Source organism: Polyangium fumosum (assembly GCF_005144585.1).
Classification (GTDB): Bacteria; Myxococcota_A; Polyangia; order Polyangiales; family Polyangiaceae; genus Polyangium; species Polyangium fumosum.
Genome location: NZ_SSMQ01000099.1, coordinates 14,021 through 32,617, shown reverse-complemented (window position 1 = coordinate 32,617; position 18,597 = coordinate 14,021). Strand labels below are relative to the sequence as shown.

Here is an 18,597-nt window from a genome sequence, read left to right as displayed (position 1 = left end):
CGGCCCCGGCGCGGCCTGCGGCCCCGGCGCGGCCTGTGACCCCGGCGCCGCCTGCGGCCCCGGCGCCGGTGGACCCTCGGGATGTCGAAGCCGAGGCCTTGCGCCGCGCCGATTTGAGCCACCCCGCCGCCGTGCTCACGGTCGTCGCGGCATTGCTCGAACAGCCCTCGACGGCGCCGATCGGATACATGATCCGGGCCCAGCTCTCGCTGGAGCGGGGCAACCCCGAGGCCGCCGTCGAGGACCTGCGGCGAACGTTGTTCCTGCGGCCCGAGCACCGACTCGCACGTTATTGGTACGTCGTGGCGCTGCAAAGAGCCCGTCAGGTCGCGCAGTCCCTCACGCAGGGACGCGCGCTGGAAGGGCTCCTCGTGAATTCCCCGGCCGACGCATTGCTCGAGGACGGCGAGACCACGGCGGGGCAGCTCCTCGACGCCGTACGGTTCGTCAAGGAAGGACTGGTATGAAAGCACGACAGGAAAGCGACGCGGCGCGCGAGGAGATCCTCAAGCGACGCGCGGAGCGCCTGGCCGGGACGGCGAGCGACGACGGACCTCGCCGCATCGCCGCCCGGGTCGCGCTCGTCGGCGCGGGGGCGCAGCGCCTCGGGATCCCGGTCGAGGTGTTACGCGAGATCGTCACGATCCCCGAGATCACCGTGCTGCCGGGCCTTCCGCGCTGGCTGCTCGGCATCACGCACATCCGCGGGGAGATCGTCGGCGTCTTGGATCTCGCGTCGATCCTCGGCGCAGGCGGAGAGCGCGCGAGCGCCATGGCCGTCGTGGAGGGCGCGGGAGGGCAGCTCGGGTTGGCGGTCGAGTCCGTGCTCGGCTTCCGGGACATCCACGAGGACGAGCTGTCGGCGCAGATGAAGGCCGATTCGCATCGTCCCATTCAAGCCATGACCAAGGATCTCGTCGCGATCATCGACGTCGAGCGACTTCCCGTCGCGCAGGGCGAGGGGGAAAGCCCGGATGGGGCAACACGGGCGACCACGGATTGAGGAAAACACATGAACTTGACCATACGCGGCAGGATGCTGGCAGGGTTTCTGGCGGTCACCGTGCTCTCGGGCGTGCTCGGCGTCGTGAGCGTCTACGAGGCGGGCAACCTGCGCAACGTCAGTCGAGAACTCGCGGAGAACACCGTCCCGGGCGTCGATTCGCTCGGCATGTTGAATGCAAATACCTCCGACCTTCGCCTTCTCTACCTCAGCCACATCGACTTGACGAACGAGGGGGAGATGGGGCGCGTCGAGGTCGAGATCAAGACGCTGCAGGACACCATCGACAAGAGGATCCAGGAGTACGAGCGCGACATCACCACCGACGAGGAGCGGAGGCTCCACGACGCGTTCGTCAATGCGCATCGGGCGCACCTCGCAGAAGCCGCGCGTCTCCTCGCGAGGAGCCGTAAAAACGAGAACGACGAGGCCCGAAAGGATTTTTTCGCCGCGGCGAAGACGCATTACGACAGCTCGAACGTCGCGCTCGACGCGCTGCTCGATTACAACCGGCGCGAGGCGGTGACCGCGTCCAATCAGGCGCAGGCCACGTACACCGAGGCGCGGAACATGTTGATCCTCGTCATCGGGTTCGTCCTCGCGGTGGCGGTCACGCTCGCCTTCTGGCTCTCGGGGACGATCGCGGCGCCCATCTCGCGGCTCGTCGAGGTCTTCCGCAAGATGGCGGCGGGCGACACCGCGGGCGCGTCGGAGGAGCTCAAGCTGGTCGACGTCGCCGCGGGCGGCGCGCAGGCGAACGACGAGGTCGGCACCCTCGTCGGGGCGGCGCGCGAGATGACCGACGGGCTGCGGACCGTGACGAAGAGCATGCGCGAGGGCGTCGCCCGGCTCTCCACGAACGCGACGCAGATCAGCGCCACCGCCAAGGAGTACGCCGGGACGGCGTCCGAGCAGGCCTCGGCGGTGACGGAGGTCAGCACGACCGTGGAGGAGATGAAGCAAACGAGCGAGGCCGCCGCGTCGAGCGCGCGCGAGGTCGCGCAGATCTCGGACGAGGCCGCGAAGAACGGCCACCTCGGCCGCGACAGACTCTTCGAGGCGATGGCGATGATGCAGACGATCAACGAGCGCGTCGCCGGCATCGCGTCCCAGATCCTCCAGCTCTCCGAGCAGACCTCGCAGATCGCGACGATCGTCGACGCGGTGAGTGATCTCGCGGAGCAGAGCAACCTCCTCGCGGTCAACGCGAGCATCGAGGCCGCGAAGGCCGGCGAGCAGGGCCGCGGCTTCTCCGTCGTCGCGTCGGAGGTGCGCAGCCTCGCCGAGCAGAGCAAGCGCGCGACCCAGCAGATCCGGGGCATCCTCGCGCAGATCCAGAAGGCGACGCAGAGCGCGGTGATGGCGACCGAGGAGGGCACGAAGCGCTGCGACGACGGGCGCCGCGCGGTCGAGGCGGTGCGCGACATCGTGGAGAACCTGGCCGTGGTGCTGAGCGACAGCTCCGCCCGGGCGCGGCAGATCGCCGGCGCCTCGGCGCAGCAGGCCTCCAGCGTCGCGCAGATCGCCTCGGCCCTCGGCGGCATCTCGAAGGCCGCGCGGGACAACGCCACCGGCGTCCGGCAACTCGAAGGCGCGGTCGTGGACATCGAGCGTCTGACGTTTGACCTCAAAGCAACCAGCGATCGGTTCTAGCCGTGTCGCCAACGGGAGCCGTAGGCCCGAGCGCGCAAGCGGAGAGGCGGGATGAGCCAGAGCGATAACGACGACATTTGGCCGTTGTTCTGCGACGAAGCGACGGAGGCGCTGGAGGATCTCGCGCGGGTCGTCGAGCGCTTCGCGGCGCCGGAGACGCTGGGCGACGCCTGGGCGCTCGAACGAGCGCTCCGCGTCCTCCACAACATCAAGGGTGCGGCGCGCGTCGCGGGCAGCGAGGGCGTCGAGGTCGTCGCGCACGGCCTCGAAGAGGCGCTCGGCGCCTACCGCCAGGAGGGCGTGCCCGTCGCCGAGGTGGTCACGCGCCTGCGCGACGGGATCGGCCTCATCTCGCGTTTCCTCGGGGGAGACGCGCCCCTCGATGCCGCGCGTGTCTTCGCGGTCTCCTCGGAGCCGGTGACCATCTCCGAGCCCACGGTCTCCTCGGATCTCGCCCCCACGAGTGATGCGCTCCAGGCAAAGCAGGGCGTCCCGACGAGCCCCACGAGCGCGCTCACGGTGCGCGTCGAAGCGAGCCGCCTCGACGATTTGATGCATTTCGCCGAGGAGTTCCTGGTCGCGCAGGGGCGCAGGCAAGTGCGCCACACCGAGCTCGAGCAATGCCTCCTCGAGCTCTCGCAGATCGAGCGTGCGGCCTCGGGGGAGCTACGCGCGGCCCTCGGCGAGGTCACCCGCAGGCTGGATGTCCTGGTGGAGGCGAACCGGCAGGACGTGCAGCGCGCCGGGCACCTCGTCCGGGATTGGTCGGCCGCCATCAAGCGCGCCCGGATGCTGCCGCTCGCCGGGGTGGTGGCGCAATGGCGGCGGACGGTGGCAGAGACCGCGCACGCCGTCGGCCGCGAAGCGCGCCTCGTCGCGGACGTGGGGGACATCGAGGTCGACCGGCAGATCCTCGACGGCCTGCGGGATCCGATGATGCACCTCCTGCGCAACGCGGTGGATCACGGCATCGAGCCGCCCGACGTCCGGGAGCGCCAGGGCAAACCGCGCATGGGCACGATCCGCGTGCGCGCCCGAGCGCCCGGGATGATGGTCGAGCTCGAGGTGTCCGACGACGGACGGGGCCTGGATGCGGCCGAAATCGGACGCCGGGCCGTCGAGCGGGGGCTCTTGTCGTCGGATCGGCTCGCGCGCATGAATGCCACGGAGACCGCCGAGATCGTCTTTTTCGCGGGTTTTTCCACGGCGCCGTCGGTCAGCCATGTGAGCGGCCGAGGCATGGGCCTCGATATCGTCAAGCAGCGGCTCTCGGAGCTCGGGGGCCACGTCCGCATTGCCGAGCCCACGTTGGGCGGAGGCACGTTCCGGATGGAGGTGCCGGCGACGGTCGTCTCGACGAAGGCGCTCCTCGTGCGCACGGCGCGCACCGCGTACGCGCTCCCGACGGCCTACGTGGCGCGCGCGTTTCGGGTGGCCTCCTCCGAGGTGCAGGTCGTCGACGGCGTCGCGGCGGTGCCGGACGCCGAGGGCGAGCCGCTGCGGCTGCGGTGGCTCTCGGCGCTGATGCAGGAGCCCCGACAAACCGACGCGGCCAAACTCCTCGTCGTCGCGCTCTCCGACGGCGCGACGCGCCTCGGCGTCGTGGTGGACGAGGTCCTCGGGGAAGTGGAGTCCGTCGCCAAGGGGCTCCCCTGGAACCTCCCGCGCATTCCGGGCATCGCGGGGGCGATGATCCTGGGGAGCGGCACCTTGGCCGTCGTCCTCGACGTGCCGCGCCTGCTCGATGTGGCGCGGGGTCGCCAGGGCGAGCGCACGGAGACGGTCCACGCGGCGGAGGCGGTGAAGAAACGACGTATTCTGGTGGTCGATGATTCGCTCACGAGCCGGACGCTGGAGCGGAACATCCTGGATGCCGCGGGATACGAGGTGGACACGGCGAACGACGGCGAGGCCGCCTGGCAAGCGCTGCAAGGGGGCGCTTACGATCTGGTCGTCTCGGACGTCCAGATGCCGCGGCTCAATGGCATGGAGCTGACCCAACGGATTCGCGCGCATCCCAAGCTCAAGAGCTTGCCGGTGATCCTCGTGACCAGCCTGGATCGGCCGATGGATCTCGCGCAAGGGAGCGCTGCGGGGGCCGACGAATACATCGTCAAGGGCCGCTTCGATCAGCGCAAGCTGCTCGAGGCCGTGGCGCGCCTGATATGAGGCGGCCCGAACACGCTCATTTCCCGACCTGTTGCTCGAGATCGTCGAGCTCCTTCTTGTAATTGTCCGTGGTGATCTCGCGCGTCGCCTTGTCCTCGTAATCGGCGGGGACGGCGATCGCGGTGTCCGCGACGGGGCTCGCCTGGGAGGCCGCGCCCGCCGGCGTGCTCTCCTGGCTTCCCGCGCGGCCCTCGCAGCCGAGGAGGACACACAAACCCATCCAGAGCAGATGTTTCATGAATCGCCTACTTTCGCGCCTGGATGAACTTCGAATACCGCGTGTTTTCTTGTTCCAGGATCTTCTTGGCCCGCTCGGCCGTGGCCGTGTCGCCGGACTGCTCGGCGAGCTTCTGGATCCGCTCGAGCCGCGCGATTCGCTCCGCGTGGTGCTTCATCTCCTGCTGGAGCGCTTCATCCATCGGGCGGCGCTGGAGCGACGCCTCCACCGCGGGGCGCTCCTTGTCGACCTGCGCCTTCCGCCGGGCGGCGCGACCGGTATCGTCTTCCCTCCGCGGCGCGGCCGGCGCGCCCGCATCCGGCGGCCCCGGGCGCAGCGTGTCCCCGGGCTTCCCCTGCGGCTCCCCGGGCGGTTTTCCCTGCGGCTCCCCGGGCCTCTCGGGCTCCCCGGGCCTGCGCGCGGCCCCGCCAGGGCCTTCACCGGGCCTGCCGGACCGACCGCCGTGGGGCGCCGCCTCGATCCCCGGCTTCTGCGGCTGCCCTGCCGCGGGCGGAGCCGATTGCGCCCAAGCGCCCCCCGGCACGATTGCCATGAGCGCGGTCCACGTAAAGGCACGTCGTATCTGCCGCATCACCGACCTCCATCCTTGATCCGCTCCAATGCCCAGGCCGCGGAGAACCTGCTCGAACAGGCGCCCTGACCAACGAACACTCTGCCGCCGCGGCATGAGCCGCTCATGAAGCCGGTCTTTGGGATTGTTAACGGCGATTTCGCCTACGTTCGGCGGAACGCGTGCCCCTCATCCCCGCGGATCCGCAATGGCGTCCGCGAGGTCCTCGATCAGCATGTCGATCCTGTCGGCGTGCGTGCGAAAGCAGAGCACGCAGACGCGGAGGACGAAGACCTCTTCTCCAAGCGCCGGATCATGCAAGGTCGTCCCCGTCAACATCAAGCGCTTTCGCTGATTGACGCGGGCGAGCACGCGCCGATTGAACGCGTCGAGCTCCGCCGCATGCATGCCCGGCGGCTCGACGCGGAACGCGAACAAGGATAACGCCGGCTCGGCCACGATACGCACGCCGGGCAGCGCCCCTACCCGCGCCGACGCGCTTCGCGCGAGATCGAGCTTCTCGTTCAGCGCATCGCGGAAGGCCGACGCGCCGTGGAGCCAGAGCGGCAACCAGATACGAAGACCGCGGGCCGGGCGGCTCAGCTCGAGGCCGAGATCGGCGAAGTTCCAGTGGTCTTCGTCCTCCTGCGAAGGCGGCAGATACGCGGCCGTCTCGGCGAAGGCCGAACGCAAGGTCGCGAGCTCCTTCACGAGCAGGCAGCCGGTTCCATAAGGCAAAAAGAGCCCCTTGTGCGGATCGAGCGCGATGGAATCCGCCCGCTCGATCCCTGCGAGCGCCGCCCGTCCGCGCTCGGTGAGGAGGAAAAACCCGCCGTACGCTGCGTCCACGTGGAGCCATAGCCCCTCCGCAGCACAAACATCGGCCAATGCGGCGAGATCATCCACCGCGCCGACCGGCGTGGAGCCGGCCTGCGCGACGACCAGGAAAGGCCGGCGTCCCGCGGCCCGATCCTCCGCGACGGCCGTGGCGAGCGCGTCGCGCCGCAACCGGAACGATGCGTCCACGGGCAAGACGCGCGTGTTCCGCCGCGGAAAACCGGCGATACGCGCGGCCTTCGAGATCGAGTGATGCCCTCCTTCCGAGGTATAGAGGACGCCTCCTTCGAACGCCTCCCCGAGCTTCGCCTCGCGGGCCGCCACGACGGCGGCGAGGTTTGCGATCGACCCCCCGGAGCAAAGCCAGCCTCCCGAGGAAGGACCATATCCCGCGAGGGCGCAGAACCAGCGAATCACGCTGATCTCGAGCTGCACCAATCCGGGCGCAGGCATCCAGAGACCCGTGTAACGATTGGTGATGTCGGAAATGAGATCCGCGAGCGCCGTGCTCGGCAGGCCGCCCCCGGGGATGTACCCGAGATAGCCCGGCGAAGCCGCATTCAAGCTGACCGGAAGGGCGCGATCGAAGAGCCTCGCCAGCACGCGCCGGAAGGGCACGCCGCGCTCGGGCATCGGCTCGTCGAAAGCACGGGCGACCTTGTGGCTGCCGTCGAGCGAATGCGCAGGCTGGTCCTTCAGCCCATCGAGCCACGGCGCGAGCCGATCCATGCAGGCGGCGACGAGCTCGCGGAGATCGTCGCCTCCGATCTCGAGCGGCTCCGGATGTCTGAAGGGGCGAGGCATGCGCCCCTTCTAACCCGAAACGGCAGCGAACGGAGCGCAGGTCTCGAAGAAACGATCGAACGCGCGGACAACCTCGTGCGAGTGCTCACCAGCATGCCTCCTGGAGCAGCCATGATTCGAGGAGTCCGGGCTGATCGCCGTGCCCCTGATAGTACTCGGCATTCAGGCACGTCACCAGGGCTTGCCGTTCGACGAGGGAGAGATCGGTCACGCCCCAAGGCATCGTCTGGTGATTCACGACGTACCAGCTCATCAGCGTTCCGCCCTTGGGTTGCATCCGGATCCCGCTCGGATAATTCAGCTCCCCGCGCCTGTCGCCATCGTGACACGTGGCGCATTGCATGGCGTCTCCGAGCCGCGCGAGCCGCTCCGGTTTGACCTGTCCCGCGGAGCAAGCGGCGAGAAACGCCGGCGTTCGCAGCGGAGACGTGCGGGGCCCCATCGGCGGCCCGTAGGCCGAGCGCGTGAATCCGTCGAGATCGATGGCGCCGTAACTCGCCATTCTCTTGTTGATCGACTTCAACCTCTCGCCGAAGCGCTCTTGATCGAATTTGAGGGGATGGGGGGTGATGGGAAGGGTGGCCTGCTTGTGGCAGGCGTAGCAGTTCTCGGCGAGGCCGGTCTCCTTCCATCGCGTGCTGATCTCGATCCGTCCGCCGTCGCGCTTCCGCCAAAAGTCCTTCAGTCGTGCGCGCGGCCTCCTCAGCGCTTCGCCCGTTCCTGCGTCCGTCTTCTGGACGGCCACGACCGAGACGCCCTTGGGCAGCACGCGGGCGGGATCGTGCTGGAGCCCGAACTGGATATGCTGGTCGAAGTCTTTGCGCGGAACGTAGACGAAAAAACGACCGAGCGCGCCCGTACCGTCGGGCGTGGGCAAGTGCTGCGATTCGTAGATGAACGCGACCCATGCGAAGCGCGGTTCGGAGATCGTCTCATTGATCTGGTCGATGTACCTCAGCGCGCTCTCCAGGGATTCGTCGTCGTTGGCGTCGAGCCACCGGAGAAATTGCTGGTCCTTCAGGGCATCCGGGAGCTCCAGCATCTCGGGGTACGGCATCTCGGCGAAGTACTGCTCGTCTGGAATCGACGCGCCGAGCAGGTGGCCGGACGTCACCTTGTCCCGCGTCACCGCGTCGAAGAAGGTCGAGAAGTTCCGCATGCATTCCTTGGCGGCAGGAACCGCTTCGAGTTGCACGTTGCAGCGACGTAGCTGCGCGCCGATGTCGAGGAGGGTGTCGTCACGGAGATTGCTGGCAAACAAGGTATCGGTCATCCGCTTGTGCCAATCGCGCCAGCCGGGGAGGTCGGTCGGGCAAGGGGGGACGGCCGCCGGAGGGGCCGCCAAGCATAAAATTCCCCAGGGTAGCCATCGCATCGTCCGGCCCTCCACGTGTCCCGATGGATCCATTGAGGCGGCGCGAGCGCTTCAGGTAGCCCACCACGCGGCCGCGCGTGGGGCCGGTTCGTTCAGGGTTCGCGGAGTCCGATGACCGTGATGCGCCCCGTTTCGCCTGCGCTCACGATCTCCAGCCCTGCATTCCCATCCATGTTCCCGAGCGCCACGGCAGCAGGCGTATCCCCCAGCGGAAGCTCCCAGTGCTTCGGCGGGCTGCCAGGGGCCCCCAGGAGAATCACGGAGAGCGTCTTGTCCTCTGCGTTGGCCGTGACCAGATCGGGAAAACCGTCCCGATCGACATCACCGACGGCCAGCGACACCGGGCCACGACCGGTCGCATGACGGGTGACCTCGCCGAGCTTGCCGTCTCCTTCGCCGCGCAGCACGGCGACCGCATTCTCGTAGGACGGAATCAAGGCCACGTCGAGGCGCCCGTCGCGATTGGCGTCGAGCAGCGCGAGATCCTTCCAATACTTCCAGGTGACGGGATGCCTCAGCGGCGGCGCAGCGAGTCGCCCGGTGCCGTCATTGAGAAACACGGCCACGCTCCACGCCGCGACCCCCTCGTCCGGCGCCTCGTACATTTCGGCCACGATATCGACCGCACCGTCGCCGTTCATGTCCCCCGCGGCGAGATTCCTGAGGGTATATTCGCCCCGGTGCTCGACGGGCGGCGCAAAGGTGCCATCCCCGCGGCCGAACAGGAGCACGAGCGGAGCGTCCCCCTCCACGGAGCTGCTTCCCACGACGATGTCCCGATGCCCGTCCGCGTTCCAATCCCCCACGTCGACCCCGTTCACCTTTTCGTTGGGTGCGACGAGTTGCGGCGGCCCGAAGCCCTCCTCTCCCTGACCGAGCAACACGTCGAGCGACCGCATTCCATCCGCGCCACGGGTCATTACGGTGAGGTCGAGGCGTTGATCCTCATTGAAATCGGCGATCCGCAGGCCCTTGGCGCCGTTGTCGGAGATCCGGTACGACCGCGGCTGCGACAAGGCGCCCGAGCCTCGGTTCAAGAGCACACTGACCCCATAGAGCGGAGGGCTCCCCCCGTGGGCGAGCACCACGTCGACCTTCCCGTCGCCGTCAATGTCGCCGAGCTGCATTCCATGCACCGAAAGAGGCTCGGGGGAAATCGTATAGATGGGGACGAAGCCGAGCGCGAGCGCGAGCAGGGAGGTGTGCATGGCTTGAATCCTTTGGGGTCCGAGGTGATTTGCTTCACGAGATGGGCGTCCGTGCCGCCCGCGCTCGTCAGCGCATCGCCGAAGCCCTCGAGGGTGCCCTCGAATTCCCCGGCGAGGACCACGTTGCCGGCGCCGTCGGCCTCGATTCGTCGAGGCACGCCGAGGTGATGGCGCAAGGGACGGCCGGCGGGATCGAGCACGACCACGAAGGGCTCGAAGCCGCCCCTGCGCCCGCGCCATCGATCCCGTCGAGACCTCGCCGCGCCCCGCGGACGGTGGGAGGTCATTGCTGTGGAGCTCCATTCCGGTGCCGAGGACACCTTCCCCGCAGCCGGCGCCCCCCAGCGCCCCCGCAGCAAACGTCAGGATGCGCAATCCCCCCCGCATGCTCCTGTCCCCCCCATGCCCACGGCGGCGCGGGCACGAGGACCATTGCAAGGCACGCGCCCTCCCAGCGCGACCGAGCACGGCGCCCATGTACGCCTCGTCTTTCGCGTCGTTGCGGTTCCCCTGGGAAGAAAGATTCGGCGCGGAATCCGTGATTCGAACGCCCGGCTTTGTCTTGACGGTGTTCACCGGACGGGTACTCTCGTGCGTCTCCGTCGATCCCGCCCTCCGCTGAACAAAGTTCACCCCGAGCCTGAGCATGCAAGCCCCCGGCCCCCATCTGCTGCAGTTCCTCAACGGCGTTCGCACCCTCGGATTCCTCGATTTCGTGGGGAAGCAGTGGCGCGAGCACGGGGACGTGTTCCAGGTGCGTATCGGTCGGCGCACGCTGGTCTTCGCGATGCACCCCGACGTGGTGGAGCGCGTCAGCGTCAGCCATCGGCAGAACTACGAGAAACTCGGCAGCTACGACTCGGTGCGAAAGTACCTGATCGGCAATGGCATCGTCGCGAGCAACGGAGAGCTCTGGCGTCGGCAGCGCAAGTTGATGGCGCCTTTCTACACACCCAAGGGCGTGCAGGCGTACGCGGAGTTGATGATTCGCGACGGCGCGCGCCTCGTGGAGCGCTGGGAGGCGCTCGCCAGCAAGGGCACCGAGGTGGAGATCGCCGAGGAGATGACCAACGTCACCGCCTCCATCATTCTGAAGGCGATGTTCAGCACGGAGACGATGGAGTCGATCCACCAGATGAAGGACGCGGTGGAGACGATGCTCTCCTTCGTCAACGACCAGATGGCGGGCCCGACGCTCCCCATGTGGCTGCCCACCTCGAAGAATCGCAAGTACCTCGCGGCGCGGGAGATGGTGCATCGCTCGATCCGCGCGCTCATCGCGGAGCGACGCGGCACCGACGAGGCGCAATGGCACGACGACCTCCTTTCGCGGCTGATGAAGGCGCGCGACGACGAGACCGGCCAGGCGATGTCGGAGAGCTTGCTGCGCGACGAGTCGATCACCACGTTCTTCGCAGGCCACGAGACCACCGCGCGCACCATGACGTTTGCTTGGTATGCGCTCGCGACGAACCCGAAGGTGACCGAACGCCTGCACGAGGAGCTCGATCGCGTGCTCGGCGGGCGGACGCCGACGGCGAATGAGCTGCGGCAGCTCCCGTACACGCTGCAGGTCATCAAGGAGGTGCTGCGGCTCTACCCGGCGGCTCCGTTTTATGCGCGTGACGTGGTCACCGCCGACAAATTCGGCGACTTCGACGTGGCGTATCTGCATCGGGAACAACTTCTCGCTGCTCGAAAGCCACCTGCTCCTCGCGATGCTCGCGCAGCGGTTCACGCCGCGATTGCGCGCCGGCTTCGCGCCGCGCTGGTCGATGCAGGGCACGCTCGGCATCACGAACGGGCTGCCGATGGTGATCATGCCGCGCTGAAATCGGCCGCCCACGCACGCGTGCTCCCGTCGCGACGGCATGGTTGCCGCAATGCGTTGGCGCATCGGCTCGTGTCGACGTCCCTCGTTGGCCTGCGTCATCCCCCACGTGCACAGCGCGCCAAGGCGTGACAAACGGACGGGTTCTGCCTTATAGGGGAGCATGCCGAAAATTCTGCCTACACTCGTCGCCGCCGACCATGAACACAACGGCGCTCGTGTCACGCCGGACCGCACCCTGGTCGATCCGGTCTGTGGGTTCTGCGGGCGAGGTATCAACCCCGTTCGTGTCGTCGAGGGCTCGTTCTTCGCGGAACACCTGCCCCTGCTCGATCCGATGTGCCGCTCTGCGAACGGACTCACGAGGTACGATGTGGAGGCGGTCGACAAGATGACCGGCCGCCTGGCGGCGTTTCTCGAACAGGCCCAGCCCGGGACGCTCTGGCAGGCGGACACGGTGCAGACGAGCCGCAAACCGAAGCAGGTTCGAACGGAGCCCGAGCCCTTCGGCCCCCTTCACCACGCCAAGGCCGAAACCGAGGTCTTCGCGAAGGTGCTCGAGGCGAAGGAGCGCTGGCTCGACGCCGTCGCCGCCCTTCTTCGAGGGGAGGACGAACGGCTCGCCGTCGCCGCGGTGAAGCACCTGTCCTTGCGTCGACCCTACCCGCCGGCGTGGACGTTCAATCCCGCCGTGCCCGTGCCGGAGGAAGCCATCGCCGCGTACGAGGCCTTCCGCGCGGGCAAAGCCGAACGTTATCAGGCCGCCGACGCGGCCGGAGAAGCGCAGCAGTTTTCGCTCCTGCTCGAGGCGTGGACCGACCGGCGTGCGAGCGTCGCCGATGAAGCCGTGAGGCAACTATGGGACGCGATCACCGGGAATGGAGGCCTGAACGAGAGTCTTCGCGGCCTGCCGAGCGAAATATTGACGCAAGCGATCGAGCAGCTCGATCGTGAAATCGCGTCGCTCGAGGCGGGCACCGTCACAACGACGAAGCTCGATTGGCGCAAGACCCTTTTGCCTCGGCACCAAAAACTGGCCGACGGCTTCCGCGCGCTCCTGGCAAGCAAGAAGCCCGCAGCCAAGAAGGCGCCTGCAAAGAAGGCGCCTGCAAAGAAGGCGCCTGCGAAGAAGGCGCCTGCGAAGAAGGCGCCTGCGAAGAAGGCTCCTGCGATATCCAAGACGCGCTGATTGCCGGGCGTTCAGGCGGCGTGTCGCAACCCACGCGCACGGCGATCTGCGGCACGCAGGTATGGCTGTGCCCGCCGTTTTTCCATAACGAATGACGCGGCTCTACATCTCGCAGCCCATGCGCCGAGCCGTTCAAGAGACCTGGATCACCGCGCCTTCTCGGCGTCCGCGAGGGCCTTCCAGGCGGGCTCGGCCGCGCCCACCGCCGCGCGCGTCCCGGAGCGCACGATGGGCGTGCGCAGCAGCAGCGGATCCTCCAAGAGCAGCTCGGCCAGGCGTGCCTCGGTCGGGGCGCTGTACTGGAGCCCGCGCTCCTTCACGCGTGGACTCTCCGCATCGTAGAGCGCGCGCATGCCGCCCACAGCGCGCGCGACGCTGGCGAGCTCTCCCTTGGAGAGGCCCTTTTCGCGCAGGTCGACGCTCTGCACCTTGATGCCGCGCTCGGCGAAGAACCGCTGCGCGGCACGTGTCGCTTTGCATTTGGTCGTACCGAAAATCTGGATCACAGCAGGGCCATCTTCGGTCGGGTAGGCCGGGGAGGCAACCCCTCCCCGAAGTCCCCTCCCTCCGACATCGAAGCCGGCGACCCCGTGATCGAAGTCCCCTCCCTCCGACATCGAAGTCCCCTCCCTCCGACATCGAAGCCGCCGAGCCCGTGATCGAAGTCCCCTCCCTCCGACATCGAAGCCGCCGAGCCCGTGATCGAAGTCCCCTCCCTCCGACATCGAAGCCGCCGAGCCCGTGATCGAAGTCCCCTCCCTCCGATATCGAAGCCGCCGAGCCCGTGATCGAAGTCCCCTCCCTCCGATATCGAAGCCGCCGAGCCCGTGATCGAAGTCCCCTCCCTCCGACATCGAAGGCTGCCACGGCCGTCCTTCATGCGACCAGGGGCCGCAGCGCCGCCAGCGCGGGCGTGGGGCCCGGGGCCGCCGTGATCATCGCGTCGAGCAGCGCCCGTGGCTCGACCAGGCCGGCGGCGCCGGACTTGCGGATCGCCGGTACGCGGCAGGCGGTCCAGAGGAAGCTCGCCAGCACCGGCACCGGCAGGCGGCTCATCACCTCCATCGGCGCCGGCGTGATGCTGTTTCCGAGCCGGCGCACCAGGCGCAAGCCCTCGTCCATCGCGCGCGCCAGCGTCCGCGCCTCGCGCCACGACACGCCCGCGCCGCGCGTATGCGCCTGCGCGATCGCAATCATCATCGGCATGACCATGGCGGCGTGGGTGCGCAGCCAGCTCTCCATGTCCGGGTGCACCACGCTGGGGATGCCCGCGGCGGAGAATACCTCGGCCCAGGCGGCGTCGGTCACGGTCGTGCTCATGGGTCGACGGACGATGTCCGTCGTCAGCACGCCGTCGGCGACGACAGCGAGGATCGCCGGGAAGCCAAACGCGAACCGCGAGGCGCCCACGGCGTCGCGCAGGCGGTCGAGCGGCTCGAAGGTGTTGAACATGAACATGATCGTGCGCGCCGCGCTCGCAGCCAGCGCCGGCAACACCCCATCCACCTGCGGGGCGAGCACCGGCACCAGCACAAGATCCCACGCGATCGTCGGGTCGAGCGCCGTGCTGACGCCGACGGCCGCGCGCTCGCCCGAGGCGGTCACGATCGCCGGTTCGCGCTGCAACTGCTCGAGCCGCTTGCCGCGGGCGACCACCGTCACCGCATGCCCGGCGCGCGCGAGCTGAAACGCAAAGGTGCTCCCAATGCCTCCGGGCCCGATGATTGCGATTTGCATTCCACGCGGCGTACCACGCGCCGGATCCCTCGACAAGCCGCGCCGCTCGTCGCGGGACGAGGTCGTGGCCTTCGAGCAGGCGTGGTGCACGCGCGCAAAATGAGCAGTGGCATCGTCGCGACACACGCCCCTATCGCACCGCTTTGACCAGCAGGTTTCCGACGCCAGGGACGCTGAATGTGTTCGCGAAGACCGGCATCGTAGCTGTCAGAATGCGTCCCAGCATACAGAACCGGGCTTGGTCGTTTTTGGGGGCCGCCGCGCTCCTGGGGATCATGGTTTCCAGCAGCGCGGTGTTTGCCGCAGAGATGGGGGAGAGCGGCGGCGTGCTGGCCGCGTTCGGCCCGGAGGGGATGCGGTTGGCTCCCCGGAACCAGGGCCCGGCCCGCGGGATGACGCTCCTCCGCGCTGGATGCGCAGGCCATCCGCGGCCCGTGGGGCCCGCCCTCGTGCAGGCTACGAGGGGACACGTGGCGTACGTCCGGCACGACGTGCCGCTCGTGGAATGGTACGAGCAGAGGCCCGAAGGGATCGAGCAGGGTTTCACGCTGGCCACGCCGCTGTGCGAAAAGGCAGGCTTCGAGTTGTCCCTCGAGCTCTCCGGGATGGAGGCCACGCCCGGCGCGAACGCCGGGGATCTCGCGCTGCGCGACGCGAGCGGGGGGTTTTCGCTGCGCTACGGCGAGCTTTCGGCCTTCGACGCGCTCGGCCGCGTGCTGCCCTCGCGGATGGTGGTGGAGGGCGGGCGCGTGATATCGCTCCGGGTCGACGACGCCGCCGCGGTGTATCCCGTGACGGTAGACCCGCTGATGGTGCTGAACGAGCGAAGGTCGTACATCCTCAAGAGCACCTTGGACGATAACTCCATCTACTACCGCGATGGATATGGAATCGCCCTCGAAGATGGCTTCCTGGCCGTCGGTTTTTTTGGCCCCGACCCCATGTTCTATCCCTCGGGCACGCACGTCTTCCCGAACTGGCAAACCCTCAACAAAATGGTGAGCCACGGCCCCGGCATTCCGATCAGCCCTTACCCTCACGGAGCCCTGGCCATCGGCGGGGGGAGCTTGTTCATCGCGCCCTTCAATGCCAATGCCCCGATCGAGGTGTACGAGTCGCAGCCGAACGGCGCCTTCAACCATACGCAGATCGCCCTTCCGGGCAGCAAAATCGCCGCCTCGGGGGCGACCCTGGCCGCGCTGAGCTCGGGATCGCTCCACGTCCACGTGCACGGCGCAGGGGGCTGGACGCAGGAATCGGTGATACCGCCGCCCGCCGACGGATGGCAACCCCCCCTGGCCGTCTCCGGCGACCGGATCGCGCTCTTCAGCGGCAACAGCGTGGTCGTGCTTTTGCGCAGCAATGGGCTCTGGAGCACGGAGGCCACCTTGCCTTTCCCGGCCGCTGGCACCCCGAAGAGTTTGGCGATCTCCGGCGAGACGCTCGTGCTCGGCATCCCGGACGCCAACGTCGCCGCGATGGGCGCAGGGGCGATCCAGGTCCATGTCGTGAGCGGGGGCGCATGGGTCCCGCACGCCACGCTCACGGCGAGCGACGCGGCGGCCGGGGACCAACTTGGCGCCGCGGTGGACATCGACGCGGACACGGTCGTGGCCGGTGCGCCCGGCAAGGACGGCGGCTGGGGGATGCTCTACGCCTTTGGCAGGACCGGCAGTCTCTGGTTCCAGCACGGCTCGTTCCGGCCGAGCAACGTCACCATGTACGACTCCCCAGGGAAGTTCGGCAGCAGCGTGGTCATCTCGGGCGACATCGTGGCCGCCACCGCGCCCTCGAAGCATGGTCACCTCATCGTCGACGAGTATATCGGTGAGACGTGCGCGTTCCGGATGGACGTGTCGTGCAAAGGCCCGGCGGACTGCCCGAGCGGCTTCTGCGTGGACGGGGTCTGCTGCGACACGGCATGCGGCGGAGGGGACCCGAGCGATTGCCTCGCGTGCAGCACGGCATTCGGCGCACCGGCGAACGGGACATGCGTCACGATCCCCACGGGCGGCATCTGCAGGGCAGCCGTGGGCGTATGTGACGTGGCCGAGACGTGCAACGCCGGGGTATGCCCGCCGGACGTGGCAGGCCCGGCAGGGGTTCTCTGCCGGAAAAAGCAAGGCGATTGCGACGCGGAGGAGCTCTGCGACGGGGCGAGCACGAGTTGTCCGCCCGACCAGAAGCAGCCCCCAGGCACGGTCTGTCGCGCCGCGGCGCACGCCTGTGACGCGGCCGAGACGTGCAATGGTGGCTCGACCTGCCCCCTCGACAAGGTGGCGCCCCCCGGGACGATCTGCCGTCCCGAGGTGGGCGCCTGCGATGTGGCCGAGGTATGCATCGGCGCAACGTGTCCCGCGGACGTTTTCCTCCCCGTTTTGACTGTCTGTCGTACGGAGAATGGCCCCTGTGACACGGCCGAATCTTGCACCGGCGCGAGCGGCGATTGCCCGCCGGACGTTGCGCTGCTGACCGGAACCGTCTGCCGCGCGCAGGCGACGGAATGCGACGTGGTCGAAACGTGTGACGGCTCCGGCCCATCGTGCCCGGCGGACGGATTCGCGCCCGATGGATCGAATTGTTCCGCTGGATTGTGCATGGCCGGCCTTTGCATGAGCAAGGGCGGCGCGGGTGGCAGCGGCGGCGGCGGCAGCGGCGGCAGCGGCGGCAGCGGCGGCAGCGGAGGTGGCAGCGGCGGGACCGGAGGCGGCGGCGGCGATAGCTCGGGGGGCGCGCCGGCTGCCCCCGAGGGTGAGGCCATCTCCCCGGGCCTCTGCGCATTTCGACCGGCCCCGGCGCGATCCCCCTCCCCGGCCCTCGCGCTCCCCGCGATCGCCGCTCTCGCGCTCGGCCTGCGCAGGCGCCGCAGGGGCTGACGCCGCCGAGCTCGACGTTACCTACGGCTTGGCGGGTGACGAGCGAGCCGTCACTTCGGCACCGTCACCTGACAGCTATCCTGGGGCCCGATCCACGCGAGGATGTTGACCCATAACTGCTCGATCTCGGGCAGCGCTTGCCATTCGCTGTCGTACTCGATCCACTCGTCGCCCCAGACCACGGCCCGGCCCTTGCCCCGCTCGTGCGCGAATGCCACAGGCCCCGCCGAGATGCTCCCGATCGCCGCGCTCGTGCCGCCGCTCCCGCCGAGATCCTTGACCAGGTATCCGCCGAGGAACGTCACGGACGAGAGCCCCGCCGTCACCGGATGCGCGGCGAACATCGTCACCGGCTCGGAGTACAGACCAGGCTGGTATGCGAGCCCGAACGGGGCGAGCAGCGTGTTCGTGTAGAAATCAGGTTCCGCGTCGGTATATCCCGTCATCGAGACGAACCCGCCCCGCATCCCGACCCACGCCGCGAGCGCGCTCGCCTCCTCGGCCGTGTACGGCCGCGTCAGCCGATCGAAAATGAGGACGTCGTACTTGTCGAGGAACGCAGCGTCGAAGACCTCTCCGGGCGTCTGATGCGTTCGCTCCACGCTCGTCCCTCGCTCCGTGAGCCAGGCCTGGAAGTTCGAGGAGGGATTGCTGCCCGGACCGCCGACGATACCGAGCCGCAAGCAATCGCAGATTCCGTCCTTGCCCACGTCCACGTCGTCGACGCGGCCATTGCAATCGTCGTCCTTGCCGTCGCACATCGTCTCGACCGCGCTCGTCGGCATACACGACCCGCCTCCGCCCCCCGAGCCGCTCGGAAAGAGGATGCCTCCGTCGCCTCCCATGCCGCCGCCGCCCGCGTTCATGCCTCCGCTCCCGCCCGCGCTCGCGCTCGATCCCCCCGCGCCGCCCCCTTGCCCCCCGGGGCCGGTCGCCTCCCCGTTTTCCCCCCCCGAGCAGTGGACGAGCCCCCCGACGAACAACCCCATGCACAAGATACGCTTCCTCATGCGGCGATCGTCGACGGCATCGGCCAGCATGTCAATCAGGACGAGGGCTCCCAGCGGCAGTTGAGGCTTGACATCCCCGCCAAATCCGGGGAGCTTTCGCGCTGTGCCTCCCGAACG

The 18,597-nt window shown here is 68.4% G+C and carries 14 protein-coding genes and 1 pseudogene; 7 read left to right on the top strand and 8 right to left on the bottom strand.

The window, feature by feature from the left end; all coding sequences use genetic code 11:
• The 4 genes and pseudogenes from E8A74_RS47360 to E8A74_RS47345 all read left to right on the top strand — a co-directional run.
• A pseudogene (locus E8A74_RS47360) lies at nt 1-467 on the top strand (hypothetical protein); the annotation flags it as partial.
• Nucleotides 464-1,003, top strand: a complete 540-nt coding sequence (locus E8A74_RS47355; RefSeq protein WP_136935781.1) for a chemotaxis protein CheW — start codon at nt 464-466, stop codon at nt 1,001-1,003. The pseudogene E8A74_RS47360 and the gene E8A74_RS47355, both read left to right, overlap by 4 nt.
• A gap of 9 nt (nt 1,004-1,012) precedes the next feature.
• A complete protein-coding gene (locus tag E8A74_RS47350; RefSeq protein ID WP_136935780.1) occupies nt 1,013-2,656 on the top strand; it encodes a methyl-accepting chemotaxis protein in 1,644 nt (547 codons plus the stop codon).
• 51 nt (nt 2,657-2,707) lie between these two features.
• Nucleotides 2,708-4,825 (top strand): hybrid sensor histidine kinase/response regulator, encoded by a 2,118-nt coding sequence (locus tag E8A74_RS47345; RefSeq protein WP_136935779.1) that lies wholly within the window; start codon nt 2,708-2,710, stop codon nt 4,823-4,825.
• A 16-nt stretch (nt 4,826-4,841) separates the two neighbouring features.
• On the opposite strand, the gene E8A74_RS47340 is transcribed toward E8A74_RS47345, so the two are convergent.
• The 5 genes from E8A74_RS47340 to E8A74_RS53535 form a co-directional block, all read right to left on the bottom strand.
• Nucleotides 4,842-5,063 (bottom strand): hypothetical protein, encoded by a 222-nt coding sequence (locus E8A74_RS47340; RefSeq protein WP_136935778.1) that lies wholly within the window; start codon nt 5,061-5,063, stop codon nt 4,842-4,844.
• Between the two features lie 7 nt (nt 5,064-5,070).
• On the bottom strand, nt 5,071-5,595 hold the full coding sequence (locus tag E8A74_RS47335; protein ID WP_136935777.1) for a hypothetical protein: 525 nt from the start codon (nt 5,593-5,595) through the stop codon (nt 5,071-5,073).
• A 207-nt stretch (nt 5,596-5,802) separates the two neighbouring features.
• The gene (locus E8A74_RS47330) at nt 5,803-7,254 is read right to left on the bottom strand and encodes a pyridoxal phosphate-dependent decarboxylase family protein (protein ID WP_136935776.1); all 1,452 of its coding nucleotides are present in this window, start codon (nt 7,252-7,254) and stop codon (nt 5,803-5,805) included.
• A gap of 85 nt (nt 7,255-7,339) precedes the next feature.
• Nucleotides 7,340-8,527, bottom strand: coding sequence for a hypothetical protein (locus tag E8A74_RS47325; protein ID WP_136935775.1), 1,188 nt, complete (start codon nt 8,525-8,527; stop codon nt 7,340-7,342).
• Nucleotides 8,528-8,721: 194 nt separating this feature from the next.
• Entirely contained in the window at nt 8,722-9,837 is a 1,116-nt protein-coding gene (locus E8A74_RS53535) for an FG-GAP repeat domain-containing protein (protein ID WP_170229921.1), read from the bottom strand.
• Between the two features lie 646 nt (nt 9,838-10,483).
• Here E8A74_RS53535 and E8A74_RS47315 point away from each other — a divergent pair.
• Complete coding sequence (locus E8A74_RS47315; protein ID WP_136935773.1) at nt 10,484-11,800, top strand: cytochrome P450; 1,317 nt, start codon at nt 10,484-10,486, stop codon at nt 11,798-11,800.
• Between the two features lie 31 nt (nt 11,801-11,831).
• Nucleotides 11,832-12,857, top strand: coding sequence for a hypothetical protein (locus tag E8A74_RS47310; protein ID WP_136935772.1), 1,026 nt, complete (start codon nt 11,832-11,834; stop codon nt 12,855-12,857).
• Between the two features lie 146 nt (nt 12,858-13,003).
• On the opposite strand, the gene E8A74_RS47305 is transcribed toward E8A74_RS47310, so the two are convergent.
• Nucleotides 13,004-13,363, bottom strand: coding sequence for an arsenate reductase family protein (locus tag E8A74_RS47305; protein ID WP_136935771.1), 360 nt, complete (start codon nt 13,361-13,363; stop codon nt 13,004-13,006).
• 370 nt (nt 13,364-13,733) lie between these two features.
• Nucleotides 13,734-14,594: a ketopantoate reductase family protein gene (locus tag E8A74_RS47300; RefSeq protein ID WP_136935770.1), complete on the bottom strand. Its 861-nt coding sequence runs from the start codon at nt 14,592-14,594 to the stop codon at nt 13,734-13,736.
• Between the two features lie 275 nt (nt 14,595-14,869).
• Between E8A74_RS47300 and E8A74_RS47295 the strand changes: the two genes are divergently transcribed.
• Complete coding sequence (locus E8A74_RS47295) at nt 14,870-17,470, top strand: hypothetical protein (RefSeq protein ID WP_136935769.1); 2,601 nt, start codon at nt 14,870-14,872, stop codon at nt 17,468-17,470.
• 50 nt (nt 17,471-17,520) lie between these two features.
• Here the strand turns inward: E8A74_RS47295 and E8A74_RS47290 are convergent, their stop codons facing one another.
• Entirely contained in the window at nt 17,521-18,480 is a 960-nt protein-coding gene (locus E8A74_RS47290; RefSeq protein WP_136935768.1) for a DUF4350 domain-containing protein, read from the bottom strand.
• Nucleotides 18,481-18,597 lie beyond the last annotated feature (117 nt).

Coding starts and splice junctions, on each gene's coding strand:
- E8A74_RS47355 (WP_136935781.1), top strand. CDS start 464: ATGAAAGCACGACAGGAAAGCGACGCGGCGCGCGAGGAGATCCTCAAG.
- E8A74_RS47350 (WP_136935780.1), top strand. CDS start 1,013: ATGAACTTGACCATACGCGGCAGGATGCTGGCAGGGTTTCTGGCGGTC.
- E8A74_RS47345 (WP_136935779.1), top strand. CDS start 2,708: ATGAGCCAGAGCGATAACGACGACATTTGGCCGTTGTTCTGCGACGAA.
- E8A74_RS47340 (WP_136935778.1), bottom strand. CDS start 5,063: ATGAAACATCTGCTCTGGATGGGTTTGTGTGTCCTCCTCGGCTGCGAG.
- E8A74_RS47335 (WP_136935777.1), bottom strand. CDS start 5,595: ATGGCAATCGTGCCGGGGGGCGCTTGGGCGCAATCGGCTCCGCCCGCG.
- E8A74_RS47330 (WP_136935776.1), bottom strand. CDS start 7,254: ATGCCTCGCCCCTTCAGACATCCGGAGCCGCTCGAGATCGGAGGCGAC.
- E8A74_RS47325 (WP_136935775.1), bottom strand. CDS start 8,527: ATGACCGATACCTTGTTTGCCAGCAATCTCCGTGACGACACCCTCCTC.
- E8A74_RS53535 (WP_170229921.1), bottom strand. CDS start 9,837: ATGCACACCTCCCTGCTCGCGCTCGCGCTCGGCTTCGTCCCCATCTAT.
- E8A74_RS47315 (WP_136935773.1), top strand. CDS start 10,484: ATGCAAGCCCCCGGCCCCCATCTGCTGCAGTTCCTCAACGGCGTTCGC.
- E8A74_RS47310 (WP_136935772.1), top strand. CDS start 11,832: ATGCCGAAAATTCTGCCTACACTCGTCGCCGCCGACCATGAACACAAC.
- E8A74_RS47300 (WP_136935770.1), bottom strand. CDS start 14,594: ATGCAAATCGCAATCATCGGGCCCGGAGGCATTGGGAGCACCTTTGCG.
- E8A74_RS47295 (WP_136935769.1), top strand. CDS start 14,870: ATGGTTTCCAGCAGCGCGGTGTTTGCCGCAGAGATGGGGGAGAGCGGC.
- E8A74_RS47290 (WP_136935768.1), bottom strand. CDS start 18,480: ATGAGGAAGCGTATCTTGTGCATGGGGTTGTTCGTCGGGGGGCTCGTC.